The 22,143-nt window shown below is 31.5% G+C and carries 34 protein-coding genes and 1 tRNA gene; 23 read left to right on the top strand and 12 right to left on the bottom strand.

Going from position 1 to position 22,143, the window contains the following annotated elements; all coding sequences use genetic code 11:
• Nucleotides 1-35: 35 nt before the first annotated feature.
• Nucleotides 36-695 (bottom strand): A24 family peptidase C-terminal domain-containing protein, encoded by a 660-nt coding sequence (locus tag ACW9W3_RS04085; RefSeq protein ID WP_457764886.1) that lies wholly within the window; start codon nucleotides 693-695, stop codon nucleotides 36-38.
• A 385-nt stretch (nucleotides 696-1,080) separates the two neighbouring features.
• Between ACW9W3_RS04085 and ACW9W3_RS04080 the strand changes: the two genes are divergently transcribed.
• Nucleotides 1,081-1,932: a TrmB family transcriptional regulator gene (locus ACW9W3_RS04080; protein ID WP_457764885.1), complete on the top strand. Its 852-nt coding sequence runs from the start codon at nucleotides 1,081-1,083 to the stop codon at nucleotides 1,930-1,932.
• 77 nt (nucleotides 1,933-2,009) lie between these two features.
• The gene (locus ACW9W3_RS04075) at nucleotides 2,010-2,747 is read left to right on the top strand and encodes an RAD55 family ATPase (RefSeq protein ID WP_457764884.1); all 738 of its coding nucleotides are present in this window, start codon (nucleotides 2,010-2,012) and stop codon (nucleotides 2,745-2,747) included.
• Here the strand turns inward: ACW9W3_RS04075 and ACW9W3_RS04070 are convergent.
• Nucleotides 2,739-3,971, bottom strand: a complete 1,233-nt coding sequence (locus ACW9W3_RS04070) for an ornithine cyclodeaminase, nickel-pincer nucleotide-dependent (RefSeq protein WP_457764883.1) — start codon at nucleotides 3,969-3,971, stop codon at nucleotides 2,739-2,741. The two genes, ACW9W3_RS04075 and ACW9W3_RS04070, sit on opposite strands and share 9 nt — an antisense overlap.
• Nucleotides 3,972-4,027: 56 nt before the next feature.
• Nucleotides 4,028-4,375: a hypothetical protein gene (locus ACW9W3_RS04065; protein ID WP_457764882.1), complete on the bottom strand. Its 348-nt coding sequence runs from the start codon at nucleotides 4,373-4,375 to the stop codon at nucleotides 4,028-4,030.
• A 125-nt stretch (nucleotides 4,376-4,500) separates the two neighbouring features.
• Here ACW9W3_RS04065 and ACW9W3_RS04060 point away from each other — a divergent pair, with 125 nt between their 5' ends.
• Nucleotides 4,501-4,752, top strand: coding sequence for a hypothetical protein (locus tag ACW9W3_RS04060; RefSeq protein ID WP_457764881.1), 252 nt, complete (start codon nucleotides 4,501-4,503; stop codon nucleotides 4,750-4,752).
• On the opposite strand, the gene ACW9W3_RS04055 is transcribed toward ACW9W3_RS04060, so the two are convergent.
• Together ACW9W3_RS04055 and ACW9W3_RS04050 are read right to left on the bottom strand one after the other, a co-directional pair.
• The gene (locus ACW9W3_RS04055) at nucleotides 4,749-4,973 is read right to left on the bottom strand and encodes a hydrolase (protein ID WP_457764880.1); all 225 of its coding nucleotides are present in this window, start codon (nucleotides 4,971-4,973) and stop codon (nucleotides 4,749-4,751) included. The genes ACW9W3_RS04060 and ACW9W3_RS04055 overlap by 4 nt on opposite strands.
• Before the next feature lie 6 nt (nucleotides 4,974-4,979).
• Nucleotides 4,980-5,513, bottom strand: a complete 534-nt coding sequence (locus ACW9W3_RS04050) for an HD domain-containing protein (RefSeq protein ID WP_457764879.1) — start codon at nucleotides 5,511-5,513, stop codon at nucleotides 4,980-4,982.
• Between the two features lie 82 nt (nucleotides 5,514-5,595).
• On the opposite strand from ACW9W3_RS04050, the gene ACW9W3_RS04045 reads away from it, so the two are divergent.
• The 10 genes from ACW9W3_RS04045 (at nucleotide 5,596) to ACW9W3_RS04000 (ending at nucleotide 10,553) form a co-directional block, all read left to right on the top strand.
• Nucleotides 5,596-6,132, top strand: a complete 537-nt coding sequence (locus tag ACW9W3_RS04045) for a cob(I)yrinic acid a,c-diamide adenosyltransferase (protein ID WP_457764878.1) — start codon at nucleotides 5,596-5,598, stop codon at nucleotides 6,130-6,132.
• 244 nt (nucleotides 6,133-6,376) lie between these two features.
• On the top strand, nucleotides 6,377-6,940 hold the full coding sequence (locus ACW9W3_RS04040) for a hypothetical protein (RefSeq protein ID WP_457764877.1): 564 nt from the start codon (nucleotides 6,377-6,379) through the stop codon (nucleotides 6,938-6,940).
• 273 nt (nucleotides 6,941-7,213) lie between these two features.
• Complete coding sequence (locus ACW9W3_RS04035) at nucleotides 7,214-7,504, top strand: hypothetical protein (protein ID WP_457764876.1); 291 nt, start codon at nucleotides 7,214-7,216, stop codon at nucleotides 7,502-7,504.
• 266 nt (nucleotides 7,505-7,770) lie between these two features.
• Complete coding sequence (locus tag ACW9W3_RS04030) at nucleotides 7,771-8,277, top strand: PEFG-CTERM sorting domain-containing protein (RefSeq protein WP_457764875.1); 507 nt, start codon at nucleotides 7,771-7,773, stop codon at nucleotides 8,275-8,277.
• A 277-nt stretch (nucleotides 8,278-8,554) separates the two neighbouring features.
• Nucleotides 8,555-8,989: a universal stress protein gene (locus ACW9W3_RS04025; RefSeq protein WP_457764874.1), complete on the top strand. Its 435-nt coding sequence runs from the start codon at nucleotides 8,555-8,557 to the stop codon at nucleotides 8,987-8,989.
• 139 nt (nucleotides 8,990-9,128) lie between these two features.
• A tRNA-Phe gene (locus ACW9W3_RS04020) sits at nucleotides 9,129-9,202 on the top strand.
• 147 nt (nucleotides 9,203-9,349) lie between these two features.
• Nucleotides 9,350-9,619 (top strand): hypothetical protein, encoded by a 270-nt coding sequence (locus ACW9W3_RS04015; protein WP_457764873.1) that lies wholly within the window; start codon nucleotides 9,350-9,352, stop codon nucleotides 9,617-9,619.
• 34 nt (nucleotides 9,620-9,653) lie between these two features.
• Nucleotides 9,654-9,893, top strand: coding sequence for a hypothetical protein (locus ACW9W3_RS04010; protein ID WP_457764872.1), 240 nt, complete (start codon nucleotides 9,654-9,656; stop codon nucleotides 9,891-9,893).
• Complete coding sequence (locus ACW9W3_RS04005) at nucleotides 9,887-10,105, top strand: Lrp/AsnC ligand binding domain-containing protein (protein ID WP_457764871.1); 219 nt, start codon at nucleotides 9,887-9,889, stop codon at nucleotides 10,103-10,105. The genes ACW9W3_RS04010 and ACW9W3_RS04005 overlap by 7 nt, the downstream gene beginning before the upstream one ends.
• Before the next feature lie 34 nt (nucleotides 10,106-10,139).
• A complete protein-coding gene (locus ACW9W3_RS04000; protein ID WP_457764870.1) occupies nucleotides 10,140-10,553 on the top strand; it encodes a VOC family protein in 414 nt (137 codons plus the stop codon).
• A gap of 66 nt (nucleotides 10,554-10,619) precedes the next feature.
• Here the strand turns inward: ACW9W3_RS04000 and ACW9W3_RS03995 are convergent, their stop codons facing one another.
• From ACW9W3_RS03995 to ACW9W3_RS03985, 3 genes are all read right to left on the bottom strand, one after another.
• Nucleotides 10,620-10,859, bottom strand: coding sequence for a hypothetical protein (locus ACW9W3_RS03995; protein ID WP_457764869.1), 240 nt, complete (start codon nucleotides 10,857-10,859; stop codon nucleotides 10,620-10,622).
• 107 nt (nucleotides 10,860-10,966) lie between these two features.
• On the bottom strand, nucleotides 10,967-11,353 hold the full coding sequence (locus tag ACW9W3_RS03990) for a hypothetical protein (protein WP_457764868.1): 387 nt from the start codon (nucleotides 11,351-11,353) through the stop codon (nucleotides 10,967-10,969).
• A 63-nt stretch (nucleotides 11,354-11,416) separates the two neighbouring features.
• Nucleotides 11,417-11,794: a hypothetical protein gene (locus ACW9W3_RS03985; RefSeq protein ID WP_457764867.1), complete on the bottom strand. Its 378-nt coding sequence runs from the start codon at nucleotides 11,792-11,794 to the stop codon at nucleotides 11,417-11,419.
• A gap of 137 nt (nucleotides 11,795-11,931) precedes the next feature.
• Here ACW9W3_RS03985 and ACW9W3_RS03980 point away from each other — a divergent pair, with 137 nt between their 5' ends.
• A complete protein-coding gene (locus ACW9W3_RS03980) occupies nucleotides 11,932-12,078 on the top strand; it encodes a hypothetical protein (protein WP_457764866.1) in 147 nt (48 codons plus the stop codon).
• Nucleotides 12,079-12,095: 17 nt separating this feature from the next.
• Here ACW9W3_RS03980 and ACW9W3_RS03975 read toward each other — a convergent pair whose 3' ends face one another.
• A complete protein-coding gene (locus ACW9W3_RS03975) occupies nucleotides 12,096-12,896 on the bottom strand; it encodes an adenylate/guanylate cyclase domain-containing protein (protein ID WP_457764865.1) in 801 nt (266 codons plus the stop codon).
• Between the two features lie 204 nt (nucleotides 12,897-13,100).
• On the opposite strand from ACW9W3_RS03975, the gene ACW9W3_RS03970 reads away from it, so the two are divergent.
• Both ACW9W3_RS03970 and ilvA read left to right on the top strand, forming a co-directional pair.
• The gene (locus ACW9W3_RS03970; protein ID WP_457764864.1) at nucleotides 13,101-13,937 is read left to right on the top strand and encodes a hypothetical protein; all 837 of its coding nucleotides are present in this window, start codon (nucleotides 13,101-13,103) and stop codon (nucleotides 13,935-13,937) included.
• 178 nt (nucleotides 13,938-14,115) lie between these two features.
• Nucleotides 14,116-15,324 (top strand): threonine ammonia-lyase, encoded by a 1,209-nt coding sequence (gene ilvA / locus ACW9W3_RS03965; RefSeq protein WP_457764863.1) that lies wholly within the window; start codon nucleotides 14,116-14,118, stop codon nucleotides 15,322-15,324.
• A gap of 2 nt (nucleotides 15,325-15,326) precedes the next feature.
• Here ilvA and purE read toward each other — a convergent pair whose 3' ends face one another.
• Nucleotides 15,327-15,902 (bottom strand): 5-(carboxyamino)imidazole ribonucleotide mutase, encoded by a 576-nt coding sequence (purE, locus tag ACW9W3_RS03960; RefSeq protein WP_457764862.1) that lies wholly within the window; start codon nucleotides 15,900-15,902, stop codon nucleotides 15,327-15,329.
• 108 nt (nucleotides 15,903-16,010) lie between these two features.
• Between purE and ACW9W3_RS03955 the strand changes: the two genes are divergently transcribed.
• The 4 genes from ACW9W3_RS03955 to ACW9W3_RS03940 all read left to right on the top strand — a co-directional run bounded on the left by ACW9W3_RS03955 (nucleotide 16,011) and on the right by ACW9W3_RS03940 (nucleotide 18,660).
• The gene (locus tag ACW9W3_RS03955; RefSeq protein WP_457764861.1) at nucleotides 16,011-17,156 is read left to right on the top strand and encodes a 5-(carboxyamino)imidazole ribonucleotide synthase; all 1,146 of its coding nucleotides are present in this window, start codon (nucleotides 16,011-16,013) and stop codon (nucleotides 17,154-17,156) included.
• 30 nt (nucleotides 17,157-17,186) lie between these two features.
• Nucleotides 17,187-17,579: a hypothetical protein gene (locus ACW9W3_RS03950; protein WP_457764860.1), complete on the top strand. Its 393-nt coding sequence runs from the start codon at nucleotides 17,187-17,189 to the stop codon at nucleotides 17,577-17,579.
• Between the two features lie 139 nt (nucleotides 17,580-17,718).
• The gene (locus tag ACW9W3_RS03945) at nucleotides 17,719-17,955 is read left to right on the top strand and encodes a hypothetical protein (protein ID WP_457764859.1); all 237 of its coding nucleotides are present in this window, start codon (nucleotides 17,719-17,721) and stop codon (nucleotides 17,953-17,955) included.
• A gap of 36 nt (nucleotides 17,956-17,991) precedes the next feature.
• A complete protein-coding gene (locus ACW9W3_RS03940; protein ID WP_457764858.1) occupies nucleotides 17,992-18,660 on the top strand; it encodes a nucleotidyltransferase family protein in 669 nt (222 codons plus the stop codon).
• A 10-nt stretch (nucleotides 18,661-18,670) separates the two neighbouring features.
• Here the strand turns inward: ACW9W3_RS03940 and ACW9W3_RS03935 are convergent, their stop codons facing one another.
• On the bottom strand, nucleotides 18,671-18,820 hold the full coding sequence (locus tag ACW9W3_RS03935) for a hypothetical protein (RefSeq protein ID WP_457764857.1): 150 nt from the start codon (nucleotides 18,818-18,820) through the stop codon (nucleotides 18,671-18,673).
• Between the two features lie 98 nt (nucleotides 18,821-18,918).
• On the opposite strand from ACW9W3_RS03935, the gene ACW9W3_RS03930 reads away from it, so the two are divergent.
• From ACW9W3_RS03930 to ACW9W3_RS03920, 3 genes are read left to right on the top strand one after another with little or no spacing between them, the layout of a single operon-like run.
• Nucleotides 18,919-19,884, top strand: a complete 966-nt coding sequence (locus ACW9W3_RS03930) for an LLM class flavin-dependent oxidoreductase (protein ID WP_457764856.1) — start codon at nucleotides 18,919-18,921, stop codon at nucleotides 19,882-19,884.
• A gap of 1 nt (nucleotide 19,885) precedes the next feature.
• A complete protein-coding gene (locus ACW9W3_RS03925; protein ID WP_457764855.1) occupies nucleotides 19,886-20,995 on the top strand; it encodes a thiolase C-terminal domain-containing protein in 1,110 nt (369 codons plus the stop codon).
• Nucleotides 20,992-21,300 (top strand): zinc ribbon domain-containing protein, encoded by a 309-nt coding sequence (locus ACW9W3_RS03920; RefSeq protein ID WP_457764854.1) that lies wholly within the window; start codon nucleotides 20,992-20,994, stop codon nucleotides 21,298-21,300. Before ACW9W3_RS03925 ends, ACW9W3_RS03920 begins: the two co-directional genes overlap by 4 nt.
• Here ACW9W3_RS03920 and ACW9W3_RS03915 read toward each other — a convergent pair.
• Nucleotides 21,293-22,120, bottom strand: a complete 828-nt coding sequence (locus ACW9W3_RS03915; RefSeq protein WP_457764853.1) for a hypothetical protein — start codon at nucleotides 22,118-22,120, stop codon at nucleotides 21,293-21,295. The two genes, ACW9W3_RS03920 and ACW9W3_RS03915, sit on opposite strands and share 8 nt — an antisense overlap.
• Nucleotides 22,121-22,143: the final 23 nt, after the last annotated feature.

Here is a 22,143-nt window from a genome sequence, read left to right as displayed (position 1 = left end):
AATTTAGTATTACATAGTATATTTTGAGCCTATCACTACAAACCTAAAAATCTGCCTAGGAGAATATCTCCAAAAAATAATTGAATTAAAAAGCCACCTGTAATTAGTAAAAGATAGGGAATTCCAGGAGTGATCCAGGTATCGGGTTTTGTACAAAAGTCTTGATTTTCAGCATGATGTAATTTCAAATTTAGTTTCTTTTTCCCTTTCTTTGTTTTTTCTATGGAGAAGGCAAATTTTGGATTTTTTGCTCTGTATCCCATTAGGGCTGCAATTATTTTTCTTCCTGTAGTCTCTTCAAAACCCTCAAAAATATTTTCACCTTTAATTTGAGCTATTACATTTCTTAAAACATTTACAACAAATGGAATTACAAATAGTATAACTGCGTTGGACAATGTTGTAAATGGAGTTATTGGGTTTTCACTCAATGTGGCCATTGGAGCAATTACTGCTAATGCGATTAATGCAAACGCATCAGCACCTCCAAAGAATCCTACTCTCCACATTATTATTACAATTGGGGCTATGATTAAGGCAAATCCTAATGTGAATAAATCCGAAATTAGATCAGAGCTCAAGAATATGAGTAAAAATCCAATTACTCCAAAGATAATCCAAAAATAATCGTGAATTTCTCTTTTCCATACATCAATTACTGATGCAACTCCCAACATGACAACGGCCAGACTCATTCCAATAATATGATAATCTGTGAATAACTCCATCTAGTAATTTCTGATTTATTGAACTATATTTGAAATGAAATGAAAAAGACTTTTCTTTTAGTCAAATTTTTAATTATTCATTCAAAAAACAGAATAATAATTGAGGCTATGTTTTTCTAGATGTCATCATACATGTGAAAAAATCAGCATTGTATTGATTTAATGTTACAGAGATCTAAGAATAAGCACTATTTTGATAGAAAAAATCAAAATAACAAAATATTTTCATAATTTATGCCTAAGTTGAGCCTGTTTTATGGTAAAAATTGATAAAAACGATCAAGTCGATCTAACAAATTTAGCTTTACTACAATATAGTTTAGTGATTTCTTAATGAGGATCCTGAAAAAAGATGGTGAAAGATAACATTCAAGCATCGGTATTTGACTCAGCCCCTGATTCTAAAATGTACGAGTATAAACTATCAGTAGAAAAAGTTCAAACAAAATTATTGGAATTTGGATTAACGTCAAATCAAAGTAAAGTTTTCATTTATCTTGGAAAATATGGCTCAAAGACTGCTCCAGAAGTTTGTAAATCTTTGAAATTACCCAGGACTGAAACATATCATTTACTTTCAGCATTACAAAACAAAGGTATTGTTTCTGCTACGTTTCAACACCCCATCCAATTCACTGCATTACCATTAGAGAAAGCTATTTGGATTTTAGTAAATTCTGAAAAAGAGCGAGTAAAATCTCTTGAACGAATGGAGCAAGGATTATCAAAGTTATGGGACAACATCCCTACATTTGATTCCCTACATACAGATGTCGAAGAAAAATTCCAAATGCTACAAGGTTCAAATCAAATTCATTCAAAAATAACAGAAATGACTGACAACCATAATGATGAATTCTTGATTCTAGGTTCCGAAAAAGACTACCTTAAATTATACCACGGAGATTTTCTTGAATCCTTTGTTAAATCAAAGCAAAAATTTAGATTGCTTAGTGGATGTTCAGACAAAACCGCATACATTTTTGATGATTTAGAAAGAAAGAATATAAAAAAATTACATAATGATATAGAAAACCACTTGTGTTTTATTTTAAAAGATAATTGTGAGATGTTGTTTTTTACTAAAAATGCCATGTCTCCAGATGAACCCTTTGCTATGTGGACAAACTCTAATTCTATGGTATATGCAATGAAATTATTATTTGAATCGTTGTGGACAAATTCCAAGAATATTCATTTGTAGTATTCTAGAAATATTTTTGTCAGACTCAAACTAGTACCCCTCTTTATATAGAAAATTTACCTTTTATCATCATAGATATGGAATCTACATACTCCAAAGTAAAGACAGGAATTCCAGGGTTGGATACTGTCATTTCAGGAGGGATGAAAGCAGGGCGTTCAGTTACTGTTTCAGGGCCTCCGGGAAGTGGCAAAACCACTTTTGGATTACAATATCTCTATTCAGGTGCCAAAGACTTTGATGAGCCAGGTGTTTATGTCACATTGTCTCAAAATATCTCAGAAATCAAAAATGACTGCATATCATATGGTTGGGATTTTGACAATCTGATATCTGATGATAAAATTTTGATGGTTGATGCAAGACCCTTTAAAATCCAAGATGAATTAATTGGTAAAGATGATTCTCTATACAGGGGAGAACAATTACCGTTTGAGCATTTAACGAAATTAATTCTTAGTAGCATTAAAAGAATTGATGCAAAAAGAGTAGTAATTGACTCTGTTACAATCCTATCACTGCAATACTCTGATAAATTTAGTATGAGACAGGGATTACAAGCAATGGTTCAAGCATTAGAAAACTTTGGGGTCACTAGTTTGATTTTATCTGAAAATTCTGAACATAATGATATTCCTTTAGAATGGTTTGTAACTTCGGGAATAATTCAACTACGTCATAGTAGATCAGGGGATTCCATGGAGAGGACAATCCAAGTTACAAAAATGCGAGGAGTAAAACATAGTGAACAAATTCATCCTGTTGAATTTGATTCAGATGGAATACATTTGCTACACCCTAGACTTTTACCTTGATTGTTTCTTTTTTCTGAGTTGTGCTGCAACTAATGGTAAAAATGCTCCAACATCTGAAACAATTCCTAAAGCTTGCCAGGTTCCTCTATCCATAAGTTTTGTTACCGTTGGTTGGTTGATATCCACCACAATTACTTTGACATTTGCAGGGAGCATATTGCCTGTTGCAATAGAGTGAAGCATTGTTGAAATCATTATTACCATACTTGCATCTTTTACAATTTTTTTATATTCTCTTTGAGCCTCAGCTACATCTGTGATAACATCAGGTAATGGTCCATCGTCTCTAATTGATCCTGCCAATACAAATGGAACTTTATTTTTAATACATTCATACATTATTCCTTTTTTCAGTTTCTTGGTTCTGACCATATTTGCGATAGAACCAGCTTTGAATACTGCATTGATTGTATCCATGTGATTTCTATGTCCATGATATGCTAAAGTTGCATTATGTACATTCATACCCAAAGATGTTCCCAATGTTGCATATTCTATATCGTGGACTGCAAGCGCATTTCCAGCTAAAACACCATCAATATAGCCGGCCCTGATCAATTCGGATACTGCATCATCGGCACCAGTATGTACAATTGCAGGGCCGCCAACGATGACAATTTTTCCCCCATTCTTTTTGGTGTTGTATATGTCATCTGCAACTTGTTTTGCAATGTGTTGTGTTGGACGTTCACTGGAACTTGAACTTCCCATGAATTCAAAAACATTTACTCCTTCTCTTGGACGCTCAGGAGGGGTGATCTTAATTCCTTTTTCACCAACAATGATCTGATCTCCTTTTTTTACATCTCTTACAGGTACACAAAATGCCCTGTTTTGTTTTACAACGATACACTTGTCCATCATCATATTTTCAACCTGAATCCATTTTTTTTTATAGAAAACTTGAGTGTGATTATTTGTCGTGCTGTAAAAATTATCTGGCATGACATAGTTTTTTGGAGCTTTTTTTAATGTAATTTCCTGCTGTATTTTTGATACTGCTCCTTCTCTATACACAGTTTCTAAAATCTCATCTAGATGCTTTTGATTTTTTCCTGTAACAAGTAATCTTACAAAAGACTGATCTTTTTTTCTTTTACCAATACTGATTTCCTCCACTTGGAATTCTCCATGAAGGTCCATAATTTTATCAAAAATCTTAGTCAGAATAGAGGAATCAATCAAATGGCCACTAACTTGTATTTCTTGGGAAAATTTGCTCATTTTATTTCAAACCATATTATGATAACTAAAGGTTACGTTTTTCTTTAAGGCTATTCTCATACGGGAAGAATTACTTTTCCCTCAAATTTTGATACATTGTCTTCTTTGAATGCTTTTTCTAACTTTTCTTTTTGTTGCTGAGTGACTCCTTGCACGATGGTTTTTGAAGCACCTGTTTTGTCCACTAGAGCTAGTATGTATCCACTATTGTCAGTTAATACAAATCCTGCAGATTCATCTACAAAGGCATACAAATTTTCCTCACCTACAGGTTGCCATACATTGGATTTTGTATCAGATAAAGCCAATGCAGGCATTGCACGTCCATCAGTCAATTTATTGAGATACTCCCTAGCTTCTGCAACTCGTTTTTGTCCTAATTTTAGAGCCTGAAAATATTGCATGTTCTCAAATTATCGATTTGTTATAAAAACAATGTCTCTTCAAAAGATAGTTATAGAATCTTATCTTTTTTGATAATATGCCTTTGACCAATAATGTGATCATAAAATTAAATGAGATTACAACTATGGTGGAAGATAAATCAAAATTAACAGAATCAGACGTTACTGAAATTAAATCAATTTTTCAAAAACTTGTTGAAAATAATGAGCGATACGATATTGATGAAATTGAATTTTGGTTTGAAAACGAAGGTAGTTGGACTACTAGAGAATCTAGAATTAGAATAGTTAATCTTTCAAGTTATGTTCAAGACAAGTATCAGCAAACTGCACATCTAAGAATAATTTCTGATGATGATTGTGGTTGTGGAACTTAAACTTCCAGCTGTTCTAATAGTCTTCCTGCAATCTTTGCATTTTCTGTTCTTTCATCAATAATTTCTTTAAGACGAGTTTCATTTTTGCCATCTCCTGAAATTATCTTAAAATATTCTTCATCAAGATCATTGTTTGCTTGAAATCTTTTAATTACTTCAAACAAGACTCCTATCACTTGTTTTTGTGCATCAATTAGTTCATCTTTACTTCTTTCAGGCATGTTCAATTAATTGTCGTTAATAATCTGCTTAAATAATTCTTTTAATTTTTGATCAACAATATCGTTTTTAGCAGATTGAAAAAATGACTCTAATTTTTCTTCAGAATAACCTTCCTTTTGGTATATTTTGGCTTGTAGTGCCATTTCCAATCTATCAAATTGATGTACTAATTTTGATTCAGATGAAATATGTTCTTGATATTCTTTCCAAATTTCAGAATATTTTATTTGTATATTTTCAGGTAAATTTTTAATTATTTTACCAAACGCATTATTTTCTAATTCTTTCTTTTTTCCTTTGCTTATTTGATTAGGAGTATAATCACCAATTTTTGATTCAGCCAAGTCATGAAGTAATATCATTTTGAGAATTTTTTCTGAATTATAATTATTAATATCTGAAATTACCATTCCCATAAGTGCCATAGAAAACGAATGATCTGCAACTGATTCTGGTTTGTCTATGGAAAGTTTGTCAATCCACCCTTGTCTTGATATCTTTTTTAGATTTGCAACATTTTTTAAAAAATCCAATACCATTGATTTTGTATATTTGGGATTCTACTAATGAATTTTCATATTTTTCGAATAACATAATAGGTAATTCCGACATGAAATGTTATTGAAAATCTATACTAAAACAGGAGATGATGGAAACACTGGAGTTCAAGGAAATTTAAGAATATCCAAATCTCACCCTAGAATAATTGCATATGGAACAGTGGACGAAGCTAATGCTTCATTGGGTATTGTCTTAACACATTCATTGGATAGTGATATTGCCAATCTTTTGACACTAATTCAAAATGATCTATTTTTAGTAGGATCTGATCTTTCAAACCCTAATCTAAATGATATCAAAAATAGAGTTTCATTGGAAATGATTCAAAATTTAGAATCCACTATTGATAAATTTGAATCAGAATTACCTCCTTTAACAAACTTTATCTTGCCAGGCGGAGAAAATGCAGCTGCCCAATTACATTATGTGAGAACTATTGTTAGAAGGGCAGAAACTCATGTAGTTCAGTTAAGTGAAAAAGATGAAATCAATTCAAATTGCATAATTTATCTTAATAGATTATCTGATTTACTTTTTGTAGTTAGTCGTTTAATCAACAAGCGAAAAAATAAAGACGACATACTCTGGAAGATCTAAAAAGACAAACTTTACATCGCTTTTACTAACAAAAACTTCAAAACTCAGGCATGAGATTCCAGAAAATGTTGTAAAAATTACAACTTTTTTTTATGCTTTATTTCAGCAGAAATTTTATCGACATTTGTTGATTAACATTGTATGGATTCCAGAAATTAAGGTTCAAATTTTCATTCAACAATCAGTCATTGTATGGTATAATCTCGAACTAATGCACAGCCCCTTATAGCTGTGAGAAACTAGTATGTTGGCGATGAAAACTAGTTTCTTGATAATCATACTTACAATATCTGTTGGTATTGGCATATTTTTTTACGCTCAAAATATTCTTTTGAATGAACAAATACAACTGACAACCAAAAACAACACTCAACTACAATCTGCCTTGAAAAATTATACCGACACGTTTGGAAATATTTCTTTTGAGCAAGATATTAGAAAAAGTCCTTGGACACTTGAAACAAAAACATTTGTTGCATCTGCAGTACAGGAATTGGTTCCAATTGATGCTGTTAAGGTTGGAGAACGATATTCCGTAACTGCTACTGTAACCAGACCTACTGGAATTGCCGATTTTCCTCCATTGCTTGAATATGTCATGTATGTTCAGGTTCATGATTCAGATGATAAGTGGGTTGTAGGCTCTTGGCATCATGACGTCATAATGGTCAACCAGACAAAGTTTGTAGGGACTTACTGGTCGCCTGAAACTGTTGGAAATTACACCATAGAGGTATTTGCATGGCAATCCTTTACAGGCACTCCACATGCAGAAGCAACCAGAACTAATGTTGAGGTTGTGGAGTAGAAAATGAAAACTAGACTTTTGATATTGATTGCAAATTCTGGAATATTGGAAGAAATAAAGTACTGATCTAGTCAAAGGGACAAATTTTTATCGACATTTTTTAAGAAAAACTTCAAAACTCAGGCATGATATTTCAGAAAAAATTGTAAAAATTACCTTGTTTTGATATTACTATGAGATGGATTCATAGCAGATTTGTCATTGTATCTAAAAATATTGGCGGTATCATGTGATGGTTTACAGGTTAATTAACTAGAAAAGATAGTAAAATGTATGTCACTTGTATCAAATTCATTATCTGAAATTTTAAATGAGATTGGAAATGAGTTGACCAATCAGATTTCCTTAGCAAAAAATTCAGATACAAAAATTGATTCAAGAAAACTTGCGCAACAGTCAAAAATTCTAAAAGACGTAATTTTGTCATCTAAACTTTCTGAGGAAAATAAACATATGTTACAAAAGTTCTCGATGACCCTAGTTCAAGATGATGTAACTGCTAAAAGTTTACGATATGAAAAACAAGATCTGGAAAGAGTACTGTCTAATCTGAATGATCCATAGAACATAATTCTTTACACATAGAACGATATTGATTATTTTCAGAAAACACAATTTACTCTAGTTGATGTTTTGGAATATTTTTCTAATTTTAGTAAGCACCACTAATTTGTCACATACATCTACTGAATAACAGTCCTTTTTGATTCAAAAAATCTAAACCTAAAAGAACTTCTTAATAGCAAGTTAAGACAAATGAATATGAATGATTTTTTTGAATTATCTTCAAATTAACGGTAGTAGTATCCGAGTCCATCAGGACTCTAGTTTTGCATAAAAAATTCACATGTATTTTTGCATTGTTGGTTGCTCTGTTTACAATTGGTAGTTTTAACATTGATGCATTTGCAGAAATTTCACTTTCATCTTATGATACAATAGTAGGTCCAACTGACCGATTACTCATAATGGGAACTATAGAGGGGGATTTCCAATCATTTAATCCAATAAAACTAGTAGTTTATGATCCATCAGGAAATATTGTTTATCAACCAGATGTATCAATTGATGGTGATGGTATATTCAAATACATGATTACTGCCCCAATGCCTAAATTTAATGATGGAGTATACACTGTAGAGGCAAGTCAAGAAGATTTAAAAGAAAAAACTCAATTAAAATTTACCGTTTCAAGCGATATTGCTGAAGGGGTGTTTGATCCAAATATGGATAAGGAAATCGTTCCAGAATTTGGAACAATTGTAATGATGATTCTAGTGGTTTCTATAATTAGCATTATTGGAATTTCTGCAAAATCTAAGTTGATGATACATTAGACATGGGTATTCTTTTAGAATTTGAAAAAAACAAAACAAAAAAATTGAACAAGCATGTAAAAGAATTAGAAATAAAAACGAAAAAAATAAAAAACAAACAGAGTTGATAGAACAGTCTACTAAAGAAAAACGCTTAGAAACATCACAAAGAAAACAAAAAACATTAAACAAGAAGATGAAACTCTGAAAAATTATGGCACTATAACAATTATGTGGGTTTCTACATCCATTATTTTTGTAGGATTTAATTTTGGGAATGTTTGGAATAGAGATTATATTGAAATTATCTTTTAATAATATACTAGTACCATATGATGGCACCAAAACTGGTGACAGGGCTTTTGACGGAGCAATCCAATTAGCAAAAAAATTTTGTTCAAAAATTACAATTTTGTCCTGTATTGAACGTGAATCAACATGGGGTTTTTTTGAAACAAAATCAGATAAGAAAAATATTAAAAAACGTCACAGTGCTATGTGTGAAAAAACTGTAAAACTACATGAAATTGCATCAAAACAAAATATCCAATGTAAGGTATCAATTTCCAATTGTTCTGTAGCCTCCGAATGTGTAGTATCTTTTGTAAAATCCCATAAAATAGATCTTATTGTAATGGGAAAATCATCTAAAATTAACCCTGAAAAAATATATCATGATAGTACTGTAAATTATATTTATTCACATCTAAAATGTCCAATGTTGACAATATGAGAAATTATTTGAGAATCAAGATATCTTCAATCTTGCTGTTGATAATTATGTCTAATTAACTTGTTCCAGAAAATCATTCATCGTAGATCGAGTCAAATGGACAAACTTTAATTCCTCAATTGAATGGATTTTTCTAAGTGCCAGGGTAGCTCAGCCTGGGAGAGCACTCGGCTGAAGACCGGGCTGTCGCGCGTTCAAATCCCGCCCCTGGCATCTTTTCAAATTATTAGGACTATTTTCATTATTTTGAAAATCCACTGTTGAAAAAATCAGCAGAGTATCATATTGTTAATTTTTTAAAAATTTATCCAATCATACAAAATCTTTAAAAACAAGGCAAACTCTTGTTTTTCGACATTCATGGCTGAAAAAAAAGCAGCAAAAAAAGATGCAAAAAAAGCATCAGCTAAGAAAACAACTGCAAAAACAAAACCTAAAGCAAAGACTGCAAAAACTTCTAAATCAAAAGCAAAAACTACAAAATCAAAGGGCAAAAAAGCTAAAGAAGAGCCCATGGGCGATATGGGAATCGTAATAGTTGATGATGATATTGAAATTGATCAAGAGAAAGTGAATGAAGAAAGAAGAGCCTATCTCGAAGAAGCAAGATCTCAAGAAGCCTTTGACTAGGAATCTTTATCCGATCCTTTAACATATACTCTATATGCGTGCATTATGTCTAATAACAGTAAAACCTGGGAAGGTTGATTCTGTAGTAGAGATATTAAAGAAAAAAAGGAAAATTGTTAAGCAAGTAATGATCGTAACAGGAAGGGCAGACATTAGTGTGATTTTACAAGGAAATTTTGATGAAATAAATGGGATGGTAATTGATTTTAAAAAAATAAAAGATATTGTGACAACTGAGACTCTAATCGAAGTGGAGGTGAATCTTGGATGGTGAGGGCAATAATTTTAGTAAAATCTCCAAAAAAACTCATTGCTGCCAGACTACGAAAAATATCATCAATATCAGATTCATTCCCAACAAGCGGTCAATTTGATGCAGTTGCCATAATTGATGTCAAAGAACTTGGCCAGATAAAAGAAGTAGCCACAGTTATTCAAAAAATCAGCGGGGTTGAGAGGACTGAAACCATGGTGGAAGTTCAATGACAATGGATTTAAACAACTTTGAGGTAGACTATCTGTGAATATCAAAAAAGTTGGAAATGTCATTTTGGCTGTAAAAGACATAGACAAATCCATACAGTTCTATCATGAACTAATAGGATTACCAATCAAAAATCAAAGAAGATCTTGGGTTGATTTAGGTACTTCTGGAGCCATGTTGAGTTTACATCCAGCATCATTGACTGCACAGCATGTTGGAAGTTCCATTGATAATGGAATCACAATCGGATTTCTTGTAGGAGATGTTCAATCAGCAGTAGATGAGTTAAAAGAAAAAGGTGTCAGAATTCATCGTGATATTGTTGATCGTGAAGCAGGAAAAAATGCCGTAATTTTAGATCCTGATGACTATCTAATATCATTGTTTGAACCAAACTTTGCAGACAAGGATCAACAAACTGGCGGATACCACGGATTTACACCATCTTAGATTATCTTTTTTCAGATAAAGATTAATCTGAATCTTTTATTTTTCAAGAAAATTAATTTTATGATATTAGCGTCCAGGTCTTTTAAAACCTTGTTGGATGTTGCAATTTTCAGCAGATGCTTTTTCAAATTTATTATCTAAATTATTTTTATTATTTTTTGATTTTTCTATATTTACTTCTTGATAAATTTTAATAACTTTTTTCACATGTAATTTTTCTTGTGGATTGTTATCGTAAATGATATTCGTTGATGATTTTTTATTCAAATTTATTTTATTATTTTTTGATTTTTCAGGATTTTTCATTGTCCACACAATGTTTCTTATGTTGTTCGAAGATGACTTTGCTATATTGTAATCTCCTAAATATTTATTCATGATTATTCAAAATTTTGGTTATTACACAAGATACACTAAATTACTTTTTTAATACCTAAAAGAATTTTTTCTAATCCTTTTTCTTTTCTATCAATGGAAACATAAAAGGTCACATTATTTTTTTGTAATATTACAATAGTGACTTTTTGATGTTGTAAAATCACATGCTCTAATTTTCCAACAGTACTTACAGTTTCCTTTCTTAATGACATTAATGTTGAAATGATAAAAAATTCATTTTTTACTTGTTCGGATTTTAGTAATGGTTTAAGATCGGGTTTAACCATACCGGTTAGTGTTCTACCGTATACATTAACAACACCAGCATATCGAATATTTTTAGATATTTTTAGAATATTTTGGCATTGTTTCCTATATTTTATTATGGCATCTTTCCATTTATCTGCAGGAGTTTTTACCATAAACCGATTTGATAAACGAAACTAATAAGGATTCGTACTGAAATTTAGAATTAGGAATTTATTTTAATGATTTTTGGGTTTTGATTCTTTATCTAATTTTTTCTTTAATTCCAAGTTTTCTTTTAATAATTTATCATTTTCATTTTGCAGTGTTTCCACAGAATTCTGTCTAGTGTATAGGGGGTGACCTGGAGGAATGATTCCAGAATTCATTGTAAGTAATCCTGCTGCATGTTGTTGATACATTTGTTGAAATCCTTGAAGTTTTTGGTTTATTGTTTCTGCATTCTTTAGAAATTGTTCTTTAGTGGGATTTTGGTAAATTTTGAACATTGGATTTGTAAGACCTGGAGGCAATCTTGGAAATAGGAATGCCATATGTGGGATATTCGGATTTAATCCATAAAGGTCTTGCAAGTGTTTTATTGCTATATCATCCACACAAATTCACCTAATTTGCCATATTTCTGCATTACTTTAGGCGTTTGATATACTGTTTTGTAAAACCTCAGGCGTTTTTGCTCAAATTGAGCTGATCGCTGATCCTTATAGATTCGGTATTTTGATCGCATATACGCATGATTGATTCGAAAAAGACGTGTCTAAGATGTAAAAAAGACATCGAGGAAAAAGATCTTCATAAAATTGTAATTTATGTGGTTCAACAAAAATTTACCGAGCACCACTATGAGCATGTTGAATGTCCAGACAAATTCACTGTGTAAGATTTTTTTAGAAAAATTTATCCTTTTAATTCATAAACTTTGTAAATCTCTCCAGTTAATCGGGATCTAAATCGCCATTCATTATTTCTCCAAACGATTTCCAGAAATTGTTTTTGTGATGTAGGATGTAATTTTTGATATACATCACTTCCAATTAGAATTTGATTAGGTTTTGCCATGCCTTGAATTTTTGCTGCAATATTCATAGCTGGTCCCATTAAATCAACATGAGAGTTTTCTGCATCGGCACCATATCTTACAACAATGTTTTGACCAAAATCTATTCCAATCTTGACCATTAAATCTGGATAATCATATTGATTTAAAATTGGATTAATTCCTTTTTGAATTACAGATATCATGGATTTAGCGCAGTTTACAGCATTATCAGCTGCTAATAACGAATTACCTTCTGCAACAAAATATCCAATTACTGCATCACCTACAAATTTTAGTACATATCCTTGATGTTGTCTAATTACTGATGCCATCTCTTGTGAAAACGAACTAACAATTATTGCAATTTTTTCAGCAGGCATTTCTAACGTCATAGTAGTAGAACCAACCAAATCAACATACAAAACAACCATATCTAATTTTACAAATACATTTTTTCTTAGAAATTTTTCAGATTCATCTGCCATTCCCGAATACTCGTATCCTTTTTTGAGAGATCCCCAAACACGTTTTTGAGTTTCTAAAATCATTGTTTCAAAATCAACTACACTACCCTCATTTTTGCTTAGAAGCATATCTACCACATCACTATTTTGAGATGCTTTATCAGATACTTGATTTTTATCGGTGTTTTCAGTCATCTAAATATCATCATTCTAATGGGAAATCTATCTCACAGAATACGCATTTACCTCTAATGCCCTTATAGGTTTCGTCATAATATTCAGTAATCTCTTTAGCACAATGAATGCACAGAGTGAGAATTTTTACCATGCCTGAAATACTCATTTTGAATATTTAGAGATTGATGAAGGTTTAAGGAGAGTAATATTTTGTTAATTTTTATGCGTTTAGGAACAAGATCTCCCAATGATTTCATACAATTACTAAATCAAAAAAATGAAGTAATTCAAAAAAAATGCCTTGATAAGATTACATCCCTTACCCAAATGATCGATACAAAAGTGATGCTTGGAGATTCTACAATTACAGAGCAGAAAACATTTGATCCTAAACTTATTTTAGATTATTTTCAAAAAATCAATGACTCACTCAAAGAGTGGTCTGTACATGATGTGTCAATTTCAAATAATGAGGATTTGCGAAGAATCTTTACAAAATTCGAGATTATGGAAGGAAGTTATTTGATCTCAGGTCACATATCATTACAGTTTCATGTTTTGTTATATTACAAACCAGACCAAAGGGTAATTGATTCACAAAAAGAATTAGCTGAGATTGTAGATTTGACTAAAAATAAAGAACAAGAACTCTCAGATAACAGTGATCAATTTGTGTTGAATAAATTAAAAGAAATGGGTTACAGAGATTTTGATCATCAAAAATTATTTGAAGTGTTTTATGAAAATGATGAGTTTAGAGAAAAAGTGTATGCAGAAATAGAAAAAGATGCAGGGGTAGATTTTAAAAAATTATCTGAAAAAAAGACTATGCTGTTTAATGAATTAGATTCTCTTTTAGTTGAAACATATCAAACAAGTCCTGTGATGATTGATGATTCCAGATTAGTTTCAGGTGAAGAAGGTTGTCTATGTACAATTGATTTGGAATTTGTAAAAAATGAAATAAAAGAAGGATTATTTGATCCTAGAAAAATGTCAAACACTGTAAAAGAAAACATTTTGAAACGCATAGAGGAATTTGAAAGGATTTTAAATTAAGATCAAGGAACCGGAGAATGAGAATTTTCTCAAAGGGGAGTTCCGATCCCTTGATATGTTTTGAACACAAATTTAGAACTATTTAGGCATTCCTACAAATTCCACCATAAAATTTGACTAAAATTGTAATTTTTCTATAGAAGAAGTCAAATACGGCGTTTCATTAGCAACATTTCCAATGAATCCATCATATGATGAAATTGTAAAGGCAAGTTCATTACGAGGTAATGACATTAGGAAGACACCTCTAATACATTCAAGTACATTTAGTGAATTAACTGAATCAGATGTTTATCTAAAAGCAGAATTTAGACAGAAAACAGGATCATTTAAAATTCGTGGGGCATATTACAAAATCCAATCACTGTCAGATGAAGAAAAAAAATTCGGTGTTGTTGCTGCATCCGCAGGAAACCATGCACAAGGAGTCGCATTTGCTTCATCATTAGAAAAAATACCTTGCACTATTGTAATGCCAAAAAATGCATCACCTGCAAAAGTAGCAGCAACAAAAGGATATGGTGCTAAGGTAATCCTTGAGGGAGTAAATTATGATGAATCTTCAGCTAAAGCCCATGAGATTGCAAAAGAAACTAGAGCTACTATGATACATGCTTTTGATGATCCACAAATTATTGCTGCACAAGGAGTAATAGGATTAGAAATCCTTGAAGACTTACCTGATGTTGATGAAGTGTATGTTCCAATAGGTGGTGGCGGATTAGCTGCAGGAACTCTTATTGCAATAAAAGAAAAAAATCCAGACATTAAAGTTATAGGCGTTCAATCAAGATCATTCCCTTCAATGCATGATTCATTAAAACAAGGCTCGATTACGTCAAGTGGAGGTGCACGCACTATTGCTGATGGAATTTCAGTAAAAGTTCCAGGACAGTTAACATTTGGAATAATCAAAGAATTAATTGATGAAATTGTTCTAGTGGATGATACTGAAATAACAAAAGCGATGTTTCTATTAATGGAGCGTATGAAATTTGTCGTAGAGCCAGCTGGAGTAGTTAGCTTGGCATATCTTATTTCAAAAAAACCATCTCCTGGAAAAAAAGTTGTAGCAATTTTAGCAGGTGGAAATGTCGACATGTATCTTTTAGGTCAAATTGTAGACAAAGGGCTTGCAGCAATGGGCAGATTATTGAAATTAACAATATTACTCCCAGATAGACCAGGAGCTTTCAAGGAAATTGTAGATGAAATAACGCTTGCAAATGCAAATATTGTAGAAGTTGTTCATGACAGACTTAGCTCTCACATCAATGCAGGTTCTGCAGGGGTAACTCTGAGTCTAGAAACGCAGGGTCAAGCACAAGCTGATTTGTTAATTGAATCTTTAAAGAAAAAAAATATCCAGTTCAAATTAATGACATAATTTTATTTGAATTTTTTTTTGGCAAATTTAGAAAGACCTTCTTTCTTTAATTGTTCAGATTCTTTCATTACAGAGTCATGTTGTGTTGATTTGTGTAGTTTTAGCTTCTTTTTTAGTTCTGGAAATTCATTAGCAAGAATTTTCATTGCGTATATTCCTGCGTTTCCAGATTTGTTTATTCCAACAGCTACTACTGGAGAGCCTGATGGCATTTCAGTGATAGATAGTAATGAATCTAATCCTCCAAACGCAGAAAATTTTGATGTGTTATTTTTTTTCGGATGTTTATCATTATACACAAGTATCGGAACTCCGATTACGGGTATTACTGTGTGTGATGCAATCATACCAGGCAAATGTGCAGCACCTCCAGCGCCCGCAATAATTACACTAAATCCCATTTTTTCTGCATGTTGTGCATATTCTGCCAATCTAGAAGGAGTACGATGTGCAGAAACAATTTGATCTTCATGTTTGATTTTAAATTGATCTAGTATTTCCGATGCCCCTTGCATAACTCTACTATCAGAACTTGATCCCATGATAATTCCAACTAATGGTTTTTTGGAATATGTCATAATTATAGAAAAAACAGGAGACTAATTATCTATAACTATTAGAAAAAATCCAACAAAGTTGTTCAAATCAACATTACCTATTTTTAATCGATGTTGAATGGTGTTATAATGGATAAAATTCTCGGCATTATTGGTGGAGGTCAGCTTGGTATGATGATAACTGAGGCTGCAAAAAAAATGCCAGAACATATATCGAAAATCATTGTTTTAGATCCCACACCAAATTGTCCTGCATCACAGGTGGGTGCAGAGCAAATTATTGCTGATTTTAAGGATAAAAATGCCATAATTGATTTAGCAAATAAAGTAGATATCATTACTTATGAAATTGAATCAGGAGACAGTGATGTCTTAAAATCAGTTGAAGACAAATCTGAAATCAATCCATCTCCTGAAACATTAAAAATTATCCAAGATAAATTCTTACAAAAATCATTTTTATTAAAAAATGATATTCCTGTTGCTGATTTTCTCGAAATAAAAAATATTGATGATGTAAAAACAGGATTGGAAAAATTTGGTTTTCCTTCAATGTTGAAAGCACGTCGTGATGCTTATGATGGCAGGGGAAATTATAAAATTAATTCAGATGATGAAATACAAACAGCATATGAATATTTTAAAGGGCAATCTTTACTCTTGGAAAAATTTGTCTCATTTAAAATGGAAATCTCAGTAATTGCATCTAGAAACACCACCGGTCAAATTAAGACATATCCAGTAGTTGAAAATATACACGAAACAAGTGTTTTGAGAGAAACGATTGCTCCTGCCAGAGTTTCAGAGAATATTTCAAAAAAGGCAGAACAAATAGCAGAGAAAACAATGTCGGTGCTAAAGGGTGCAGGAATATTTGGAATTGAGATGTTTGTCACAACAAACGATGATGTCATAATTAATGAAATAGCTCCCAGAGTCCACAATTCAGGACACCATACTTTACAATCTAGTGAAACATCACAATTTGAACAACATTTGAGAGCAATTTTGGGATTAAAGTTAGGTAGTACAAAATTAATTCACAATACTGTAATGTATAACATTTTGGGAGATGCTACGTTTACAGGAGAATATATGCCGCTAAATGTATCTGGCGATGGATTGTATTTGAAAATGTATGGCAAAAAAATTTCCAAACCATTACGTAAATTAGGTCATCTTAACATAGTTGGAGAAAATAATGAATCGATTGATGAATTATTGAAAAAACTACAATCAATTAAACCAAAAACAATTGTCAAAGCATCTGAATAGATTTATTTATTGAAGACCACAAAATTGTTTATGGCTTTAACTCCTGCATTAATCATAACTGGTATTGCTATTGCGTTATTGGTAGTTTATGGCATGGATGTAATTGTAGGCTATAGTACTGAAAGTGGTGAGGGATTCATCCCATTTGATCATAAAACAAGAGGAATGGGATTGGGAATTCCTGCACTAATTTTACCAATTATAGCATATTTCATTTCAAGAAAAGAATCTTCAAAACCTCTCGGAATAATGATAATTATTGCAGGGATTCTAATCATATTGGGTGGCGTAGTAGTTATTGGTAATGCAGATCCTACTGAATCAGAATCAACCGGACGTAATGTTCTTTCAGAAACAATCCCGTTAATTATTGCAGGACTAATACAAATCGGATTAGGCATACTTAAAATAAAAAAATCTTAAAGAAAAATAATGCCAACATGTGCTAAATGTGAAAATGATGTCAAAAAAGTATATGATTGTGATCATACCGCTTTTCAAGAATATTGTGTAGAATGTTATACGGAATTACATTACTATCTAACCGAAAAGGACTAAGATAATGCCAACAGATAGAGAAATCGCAATTTATGCATTAGGAAAAACAGAAGGAGTTCATTCTATTGCAGAAACTCTTGGAAAAGGTTTGGATGATGAGAAATACATTGAATCGTGGAAGAAAACAATGAAAATGCTTGGAATAGATATGACTCTAAAAGATCTTGAAAAAATTTACAATGAATTTGCGACAAAAATGGAAGAGATTGTAAAAAAAGATGAAGTGAAAAAATCAAAATAGAGAATTTTCATATACTCTAAAAATAAGCCAATTATATTGAAAGCAATAATTTTAGCAGGTGGACGTGGGAAAAGATTACGACCAATAACAGATTATGTTCCAAAACCCCTGATTCCAATAAAAAATATTCCCATCATTGAATGGCAAATTAAATATTTAAAAAAATTTGGGATCGATGAAATAATAATCTGTACAGGATACAAACAAGAAACAATTGAGAATTATCTAAATGTAAAAAAAATAGGAATTAAAATAAAATTTTCAGTTGAAAAATCGCCATTGGGTACAGGGGGGGCTATTAAAAAAGCAGGAAAAATGATTAATGAGAAATCATTTTTTGTAATTAACGGTGACACTATAACTAATATTGATTTGAATAAATTGAAAGAAAAATCAAATTCCATAGCATCAATTGAATTACGAACTAATTTTGGGATACTGGAAACAAAAGATAATAAAATAATAAAGTTCAGAGAGAAAAAAGAAATTATAGATTCGTGGATGAATGCAGGAATATATCATCTAGAAAAAGAAATTCTAAAAGACTTGCCCAATAAAGGAGATATAGAAAAAACAGTCTTTCCAGATTATGCTAAAAAAGGAAAACTAAACACGGTTAAATTTAAAAATGTTAAATGGTATTCTATTGATTCATTCAAAGATATGGAAGAATGTTCTTTAGAAATAGAAAAAATAATAAAATAAAATAGTAATTTTATGCGCCTGTTCTGTGAAGAGTAACCATCATGTATGCTACTTCTTCGACAAATGACTCATCTTTACTTACAGATGCGTATTTTGTAGCATCATTCCAAAATGTTGGAACTTTGGAGGGTTCTTCAATAAATGATTGTTCCGTCAACATTTTGACTCATTATTTATTCTCATAATACTCCACCTCAATGAAAATTAACTTATTTGTAAACAGATACACTAGAATATCTGCCAAATGGAAGTATTTTCATGCGTATTGGATGTAGTTTAGGCTCATTGCTTTCAATAACCAATGTTTTGGAATGCTCAGAAAGTCTCGCAAAAACTAAAGTGGATACCATTTGGGTTCCTGAAACATGGGGGATGGAGAATTTTTCTATGCTTAGTGCAGTGTCAAATAAAACGAAAAATCAAAAAATAGGGTCATCAATAATCAACATCTACTCAAGGAGTCCTGCAACAATTGCAATGGGTGCAGCAACTGTAGATGTTTTATCAGATGGACGATTGATACTGGGACTTGGAACAAGTAGTTTACCTATTGTAGAGGATTTTCATGGGAGTACATTTGATACACCATTACAACGAATGAAAGAATATGTTGAAATTATTAGATTAATTTTGTCTGGAAAATTAGTAAATTACAATGGAAAAATTTTCAATTTAAAGAATTTCACATTGTTAATAAAACCGAAGAGGCAATCAATACCAATCTATCTAGCAGCAATAAATCAAAAAATGGTTGATTTGGCATGGAATGCAGGAGATGGTGTGATTTTTTATTTAAGACCCATAAATGAAATGAAAAATACAATTTCAAAAATGCAATCCAAGAAAAAAATTGATGTAACATGTCAAATAATAACTAGTGTTTCAGATGATTCAGATGATGCAATTAAACGAGCAAAAAAAACTTTGGCATTTTATATTTCTGTAGGAAAAATATATAGAAGATTTTTAGCAAAAAATGGATTTAAAAATGAAACAGATGCAGTATATCAAGAATATAAAAAATCAGGTTTCAAAACAAATCATGAATTAATTTCAGATTCAATGTTACAAGCATTAACAATTGCTGGAACATCCGAAGAATGTAAAAAACAACTTACAAACTTTAGAGATGCAGGGATAAACTTACCAATAATGCAATTCAATCCAATAGGTAATGTATCAAAATCATTTAGTTTATTCAAAAAAACATTTCTAGAGGATTAATATGAAAAAAGTAGCAATCATAGCATATGGCATAACACCTTTCACAAAAGAGGATCAGAAAATAGAATCAGTTTTACTAAAATCTACAAAAAATCTTTTTGAAAATAATTCAAATATGGATAGAAATGATATAGATGCGGTTTTAGTATCTACAAACAATAATGAAAAGTACCTATCACCTGTTTTATCAGAAATGGCAGGCATTCAACCAAAAATTGCACATTCAATTGAAAGTTTATGCAATTCAGGTACGAATTCAATAGTTTCTGCATATTCATACATCTCCTCAGGTTTAGCAGAAATGGTCCTTATCTCAGGTGCAGAAAGATACGATAGTCCAGGACAAATATTAGAATGGGATAATTCTCGAGGAGAGTATAAACATCCAATTTATTGGGCATCAATTTTTACAAAATCATACAAACGTGAATTCTCAATTACAGATGAAGATTTAGCAGTTGTACCAGTTAAAAATCACAAACAAGCAAAAGAAAATCCTAATGCAATATCAGATAAAATCTATTCAATTTCAGATGTAGTTAATTCTAAAAAATTAACAGATGATATTCGGTTGTTGGATTGCTCAAGACCATGTACAGGTGGTGCATCAATTATACTTGCTTCAGAGGATATTGTAAGAAAAAATACAGATCAGCCAGTATGGATTACAGGGATTGGTCAAAAAACAATTTCGGCAGGTTTCACTAAAAATATGTCATTAAGTTCTATGGAGTCAACTAAATTGGCAGGAAAAACTGCATTAAAAATGGCAAACAGAACAATTTCAGATATGGATACTGCAGAAATCCATGATGCATTCTCTGTTTGTGAACCCCTTGCATTAGAATCCCTAGGATTTTCTAAATCAGGAAAAGGCATCAATACGGTTAAAGAATTACTTGATACAAATAATTTCAAAATTAATCCTAGAGGAGGGTTAATTGGTTCAGGACATCCACTGGGAGCAACAGGTATTGCTCAAACTATAGAGATCACTCAACAATTACAATCAACAGCAAATAAACGTCAAGTTGATAATGCAAATATAGGATTAGTTCACAACATGTCTGCAGCTGCAACATCCTCAACAGTGTTGGTTTTAGAAAAATGAATTTTGAATCAGAGTTATCTCAAGGGAATTTCTACATTCCAGAATGTGTGAAATGCTCAAAAATTGTTTGGCCACCATCAGATTTTTGCAATCATTGTTTTGGAGAAATTACATTTAGGAGAAAAATTTCAGATGGAAAAATAATTGAATTTTCACGCAAAGATGAAGTATATTTCTGCCTAGTTGAATTTGAAAATCAAATTAGAGTAATGGCTAAAATGTCAAATATTCCCGAGATTGGAAAAATTGTAAAAATAATAAAAGCTGGAATCTCTAATGAGGGTTATTTTTTTGAAATTACTTGAATTTTGTATAGATGTAAGGGGTTTCAGTTTTCTGATCAAATGTCCACACAGTAGGCAGTGAAACAGTATGAGTTACATCAAGATGGTGTTTTTCTATAAGTGAACTCCATCCCCCATTACCCAAATTACCCGATAGTTGTCTTTTAGAATGTGTTCCTGCAAATACTAAACCGGTTTTGTATTTTAGATCAGAAGTAGAATTAATTTTTTCAATTATATTTGTGGCTAAAACATCCCCTCCCATTTGAGGTAAACCTCCAATGAAAAAAATTGGATGAGTTAATTTGATTTGTGAATAATCAAATTCTAAAGCATCAATACATTTAGGATTAAAATTTTGATTTGTTAATTTACAAATTCTCTCTTGTAATTCTACTAATACATCATCAATTTCAATGCTATGTGAAGTTAATCCTAAAAGTGCTCCACAAAAAGCAATTCGCCCATCACCTGAACCAATATCAACTAATTCAGCATATCCTAAATGTTTTGCAAAATTAGACATGACATAAGCTGACATGATCCATGTTGGGTAGAAAGGTTGACAGCTAGTGCCATGTTTAATGCTGTTTAACCAGTATTCATTAATATCGCCTTCATAGATTATACATTGAATTCCTGTAATTTCTTGTTCAAATGAATTAAAGTAAATGGGATTTTTCTGAGCAAACTCATGTAAAGATTTCAAATGATTTTCATCTATGGGAAATTCACTAGATGGAGAAGAAGGGATTACCTCTTGAATATGAGCACTGCCCACATAATTTTTTGCAAATTCTTGTTTTATTTTAATCAAATTTGATGTAATTTCATCTAACATTATTTTTCTAAAATTAAGGGTAC

The organism is Candidatus Nitrosopumilus sp. bin_68KS, from assembly GCF_054095825.1.
The sequence above is the reverse complement of the archived record's forward strand: the minus strand, read 5'-3'. Positions and strand labels throughout refer to the sequence as shown.

Coding starts and splice junctions, on each gene's coding strand:
- ACW9W3_RS04050 (WP_457764879.1), bottom strand. CDS start 5,513: ATGGTATTGGATTTTTTAAAAAATGTTGCAAATCTAAAAAAGATATCA.
- ACW9W3_RS04065 (WP_457764882.1), bottom strand. CDS start 4,375: ATGCAATATTTTCAGGCTCTAAAATTAGGACAAAAACGAGTTGCAGAA.
- ACW9W3_RS03980 (WP_457764866.1), top strand. CDS start 11,932: ATGATTGATTCGAAAAAGACGTGTCTAAGATGTAAAAAAGACATCGAG.
- ACW9W3_RS03990 (WP_457764868.1), bottom strand. CDS start 11,353: ATGGTAAAAACTCCTGCAGATAAATGGAAAGATGCCATAATAAAATAT.
- ACW9W3_RS04005 (WP_457764871.1), top strand. CDS start 9,887: ATGGTGAGGGCAATAATTTTAGTAAAATCTCCAAAAAAACTCATTGCT.
- ACW9W3_RS04075 (WP_457764884.1), top strand. CDS start 2,010: ATGGAATCTACATACTCCAAAGTAAAGACAGGAATTCCAGGGTTGGAT.
- ACW9W3_RS03975 (WP_457764865.1), bottom strand. CDS start 12,896: ATGACTGAAAACACCGATAAAAATCAAGTATCTGATAAAGCATCTCAA.
- ilvA (WP_457764863.1), top strand. CDS start 14,116: ATGAATCCATCATATGATGAAATTGTAAAGGCAAGTTCATTACGAGGT.
- ACW9W3_RS04015 (WP_457764873.1), top strand. CDS start 9,350: ATGGCTGAAAAAAAAGCAGCAAAAAAAGATGCAAAAAAAGCATCAGCT.
- ACW9W3_RS03955 (WP_457764861.1), top strand. CDS start 16,011: ATGGATAAAATTCTCGGCATTATTGGTGGAGGTCAGCTTGGTATGATG.
- ACW9W3_RS04040 (WP_457764877.1), top strand. CDS start 6,377: ATGTTGGCGATGAAAACTAGTTTCTTGATAATCATACTTACAATATCT.
- ACW9W3_RS03945 (WP_457764859.1), top strand. CDS start 17,719: ATGCCAACAGATAGAGAAATCGCAATTTATGCATTAGGAAAAACAGAA.
- ACW9W3_RS04055 (WP_457764880.1), bottom strand. CDS start 4,973: ATGCCTGAAAGAAGTAAAGATGAACTAATTGATGCACAAAAACAAGTG.
- ACW9W3_RS03995 (WP_457764869.1), bottom strand. CDS start 10,859: ATGAAAAATCCTGAAAAATCAAAAAATAATAAAATAAATTTGAATAAA.
- ACW9W3_RS04035 (WP_457764876.1), top strand. CDS start 7,214: ATGTCACTTGTATCAAATTCATTATCTGAAATTTTAAATGAGATTGGA.
- ACW9W3_RS03950 (WP_457764860.1), top strand. CDS start 17,187: ATGGCTTTAACTCCTGCATTAATCATAACTGGTATTGCTATTGCGTTA.
- ACW9W3_RS04010 (WP_457764872.1), top strand. CDS start 9,654: ATGCGTGCATTATGTCTAATAACAGTAAAACCTGGGAAGGTTGATTCT.
- ACW9W3_RS03930 (WP_457764856.1), top strand. CDS start 18,919: ATGCGTATTGGATGTAGTTTAGGCTCATTGCTTTCAATAACCAATGTT.
- ACW9W3_RS03935 (WP_457764857.1), bottom strand. CDS start 18,820: ATGTTGACGGAACAATCATTTATTGAAGAACCCTCCAAAGTTCCAACA.
- ACW9W3_RS04085 (WP_457764886.1), bottom strand. CDS start 695: ATGAGTCTGGCCGTTGTCATGTTGGGAGTTGCATCAGTAATTGATGTA.
- ACW9W3_RS03920 (WP_457764854.1), top strand. CDS start 20,992: ATGAATTTTGAATCAGAGTTATCTCAAGGGAATTTCTACATTCCAGAA.
- purE (WP_457764862.1), bottom strand. CDS start 15,902: ATGACATATTCCAAAAAACCATTAGTTGGAATTATCATGGGATCAAGT.
- ACW9W3_RS03915 (WP_457764853.1), bottom strand. CDS start 22,120: ATGTTAGATGAAATTACATCAAATTTGATTAAAATAAAACAAGAATTT.
- ACW9W3_RS03970 (WP_457764864.1), top strand. CDS start 13,101: ATGCGTTTAGGAACAAGATCTCCCAATGATTTCATACAATTACTAAAT.
- ACW9W3_RS03925 (WP_457764855.1), top strand. CDS start 19,886: ATGAAAAAAGTAGCAATCATAGCATATGGCATAACACCTTTCACAAAA.
- ACW9W3_RS04060 (WP_457764881.1), top strand. CDS start 4,501: ATGGTGGAAGATAAATCAAAATTAACAGAATCAGACGTTACTGAAATT.
- ACW9W3_RS04080 (WP_457764885.1), top strand. CDS start 1,081: ATGGTGAAAGATAACATTCAAGCATCGGTATTTGACTCAGCCCCTGAT.
- ACW9W3_RS04070 (WP_457764883.1), bottom strand. CDS start 3,971: ATGAGCAAATTTTCCCAAGAAATACAAGTTAGTGGCCATTTGATTGAT.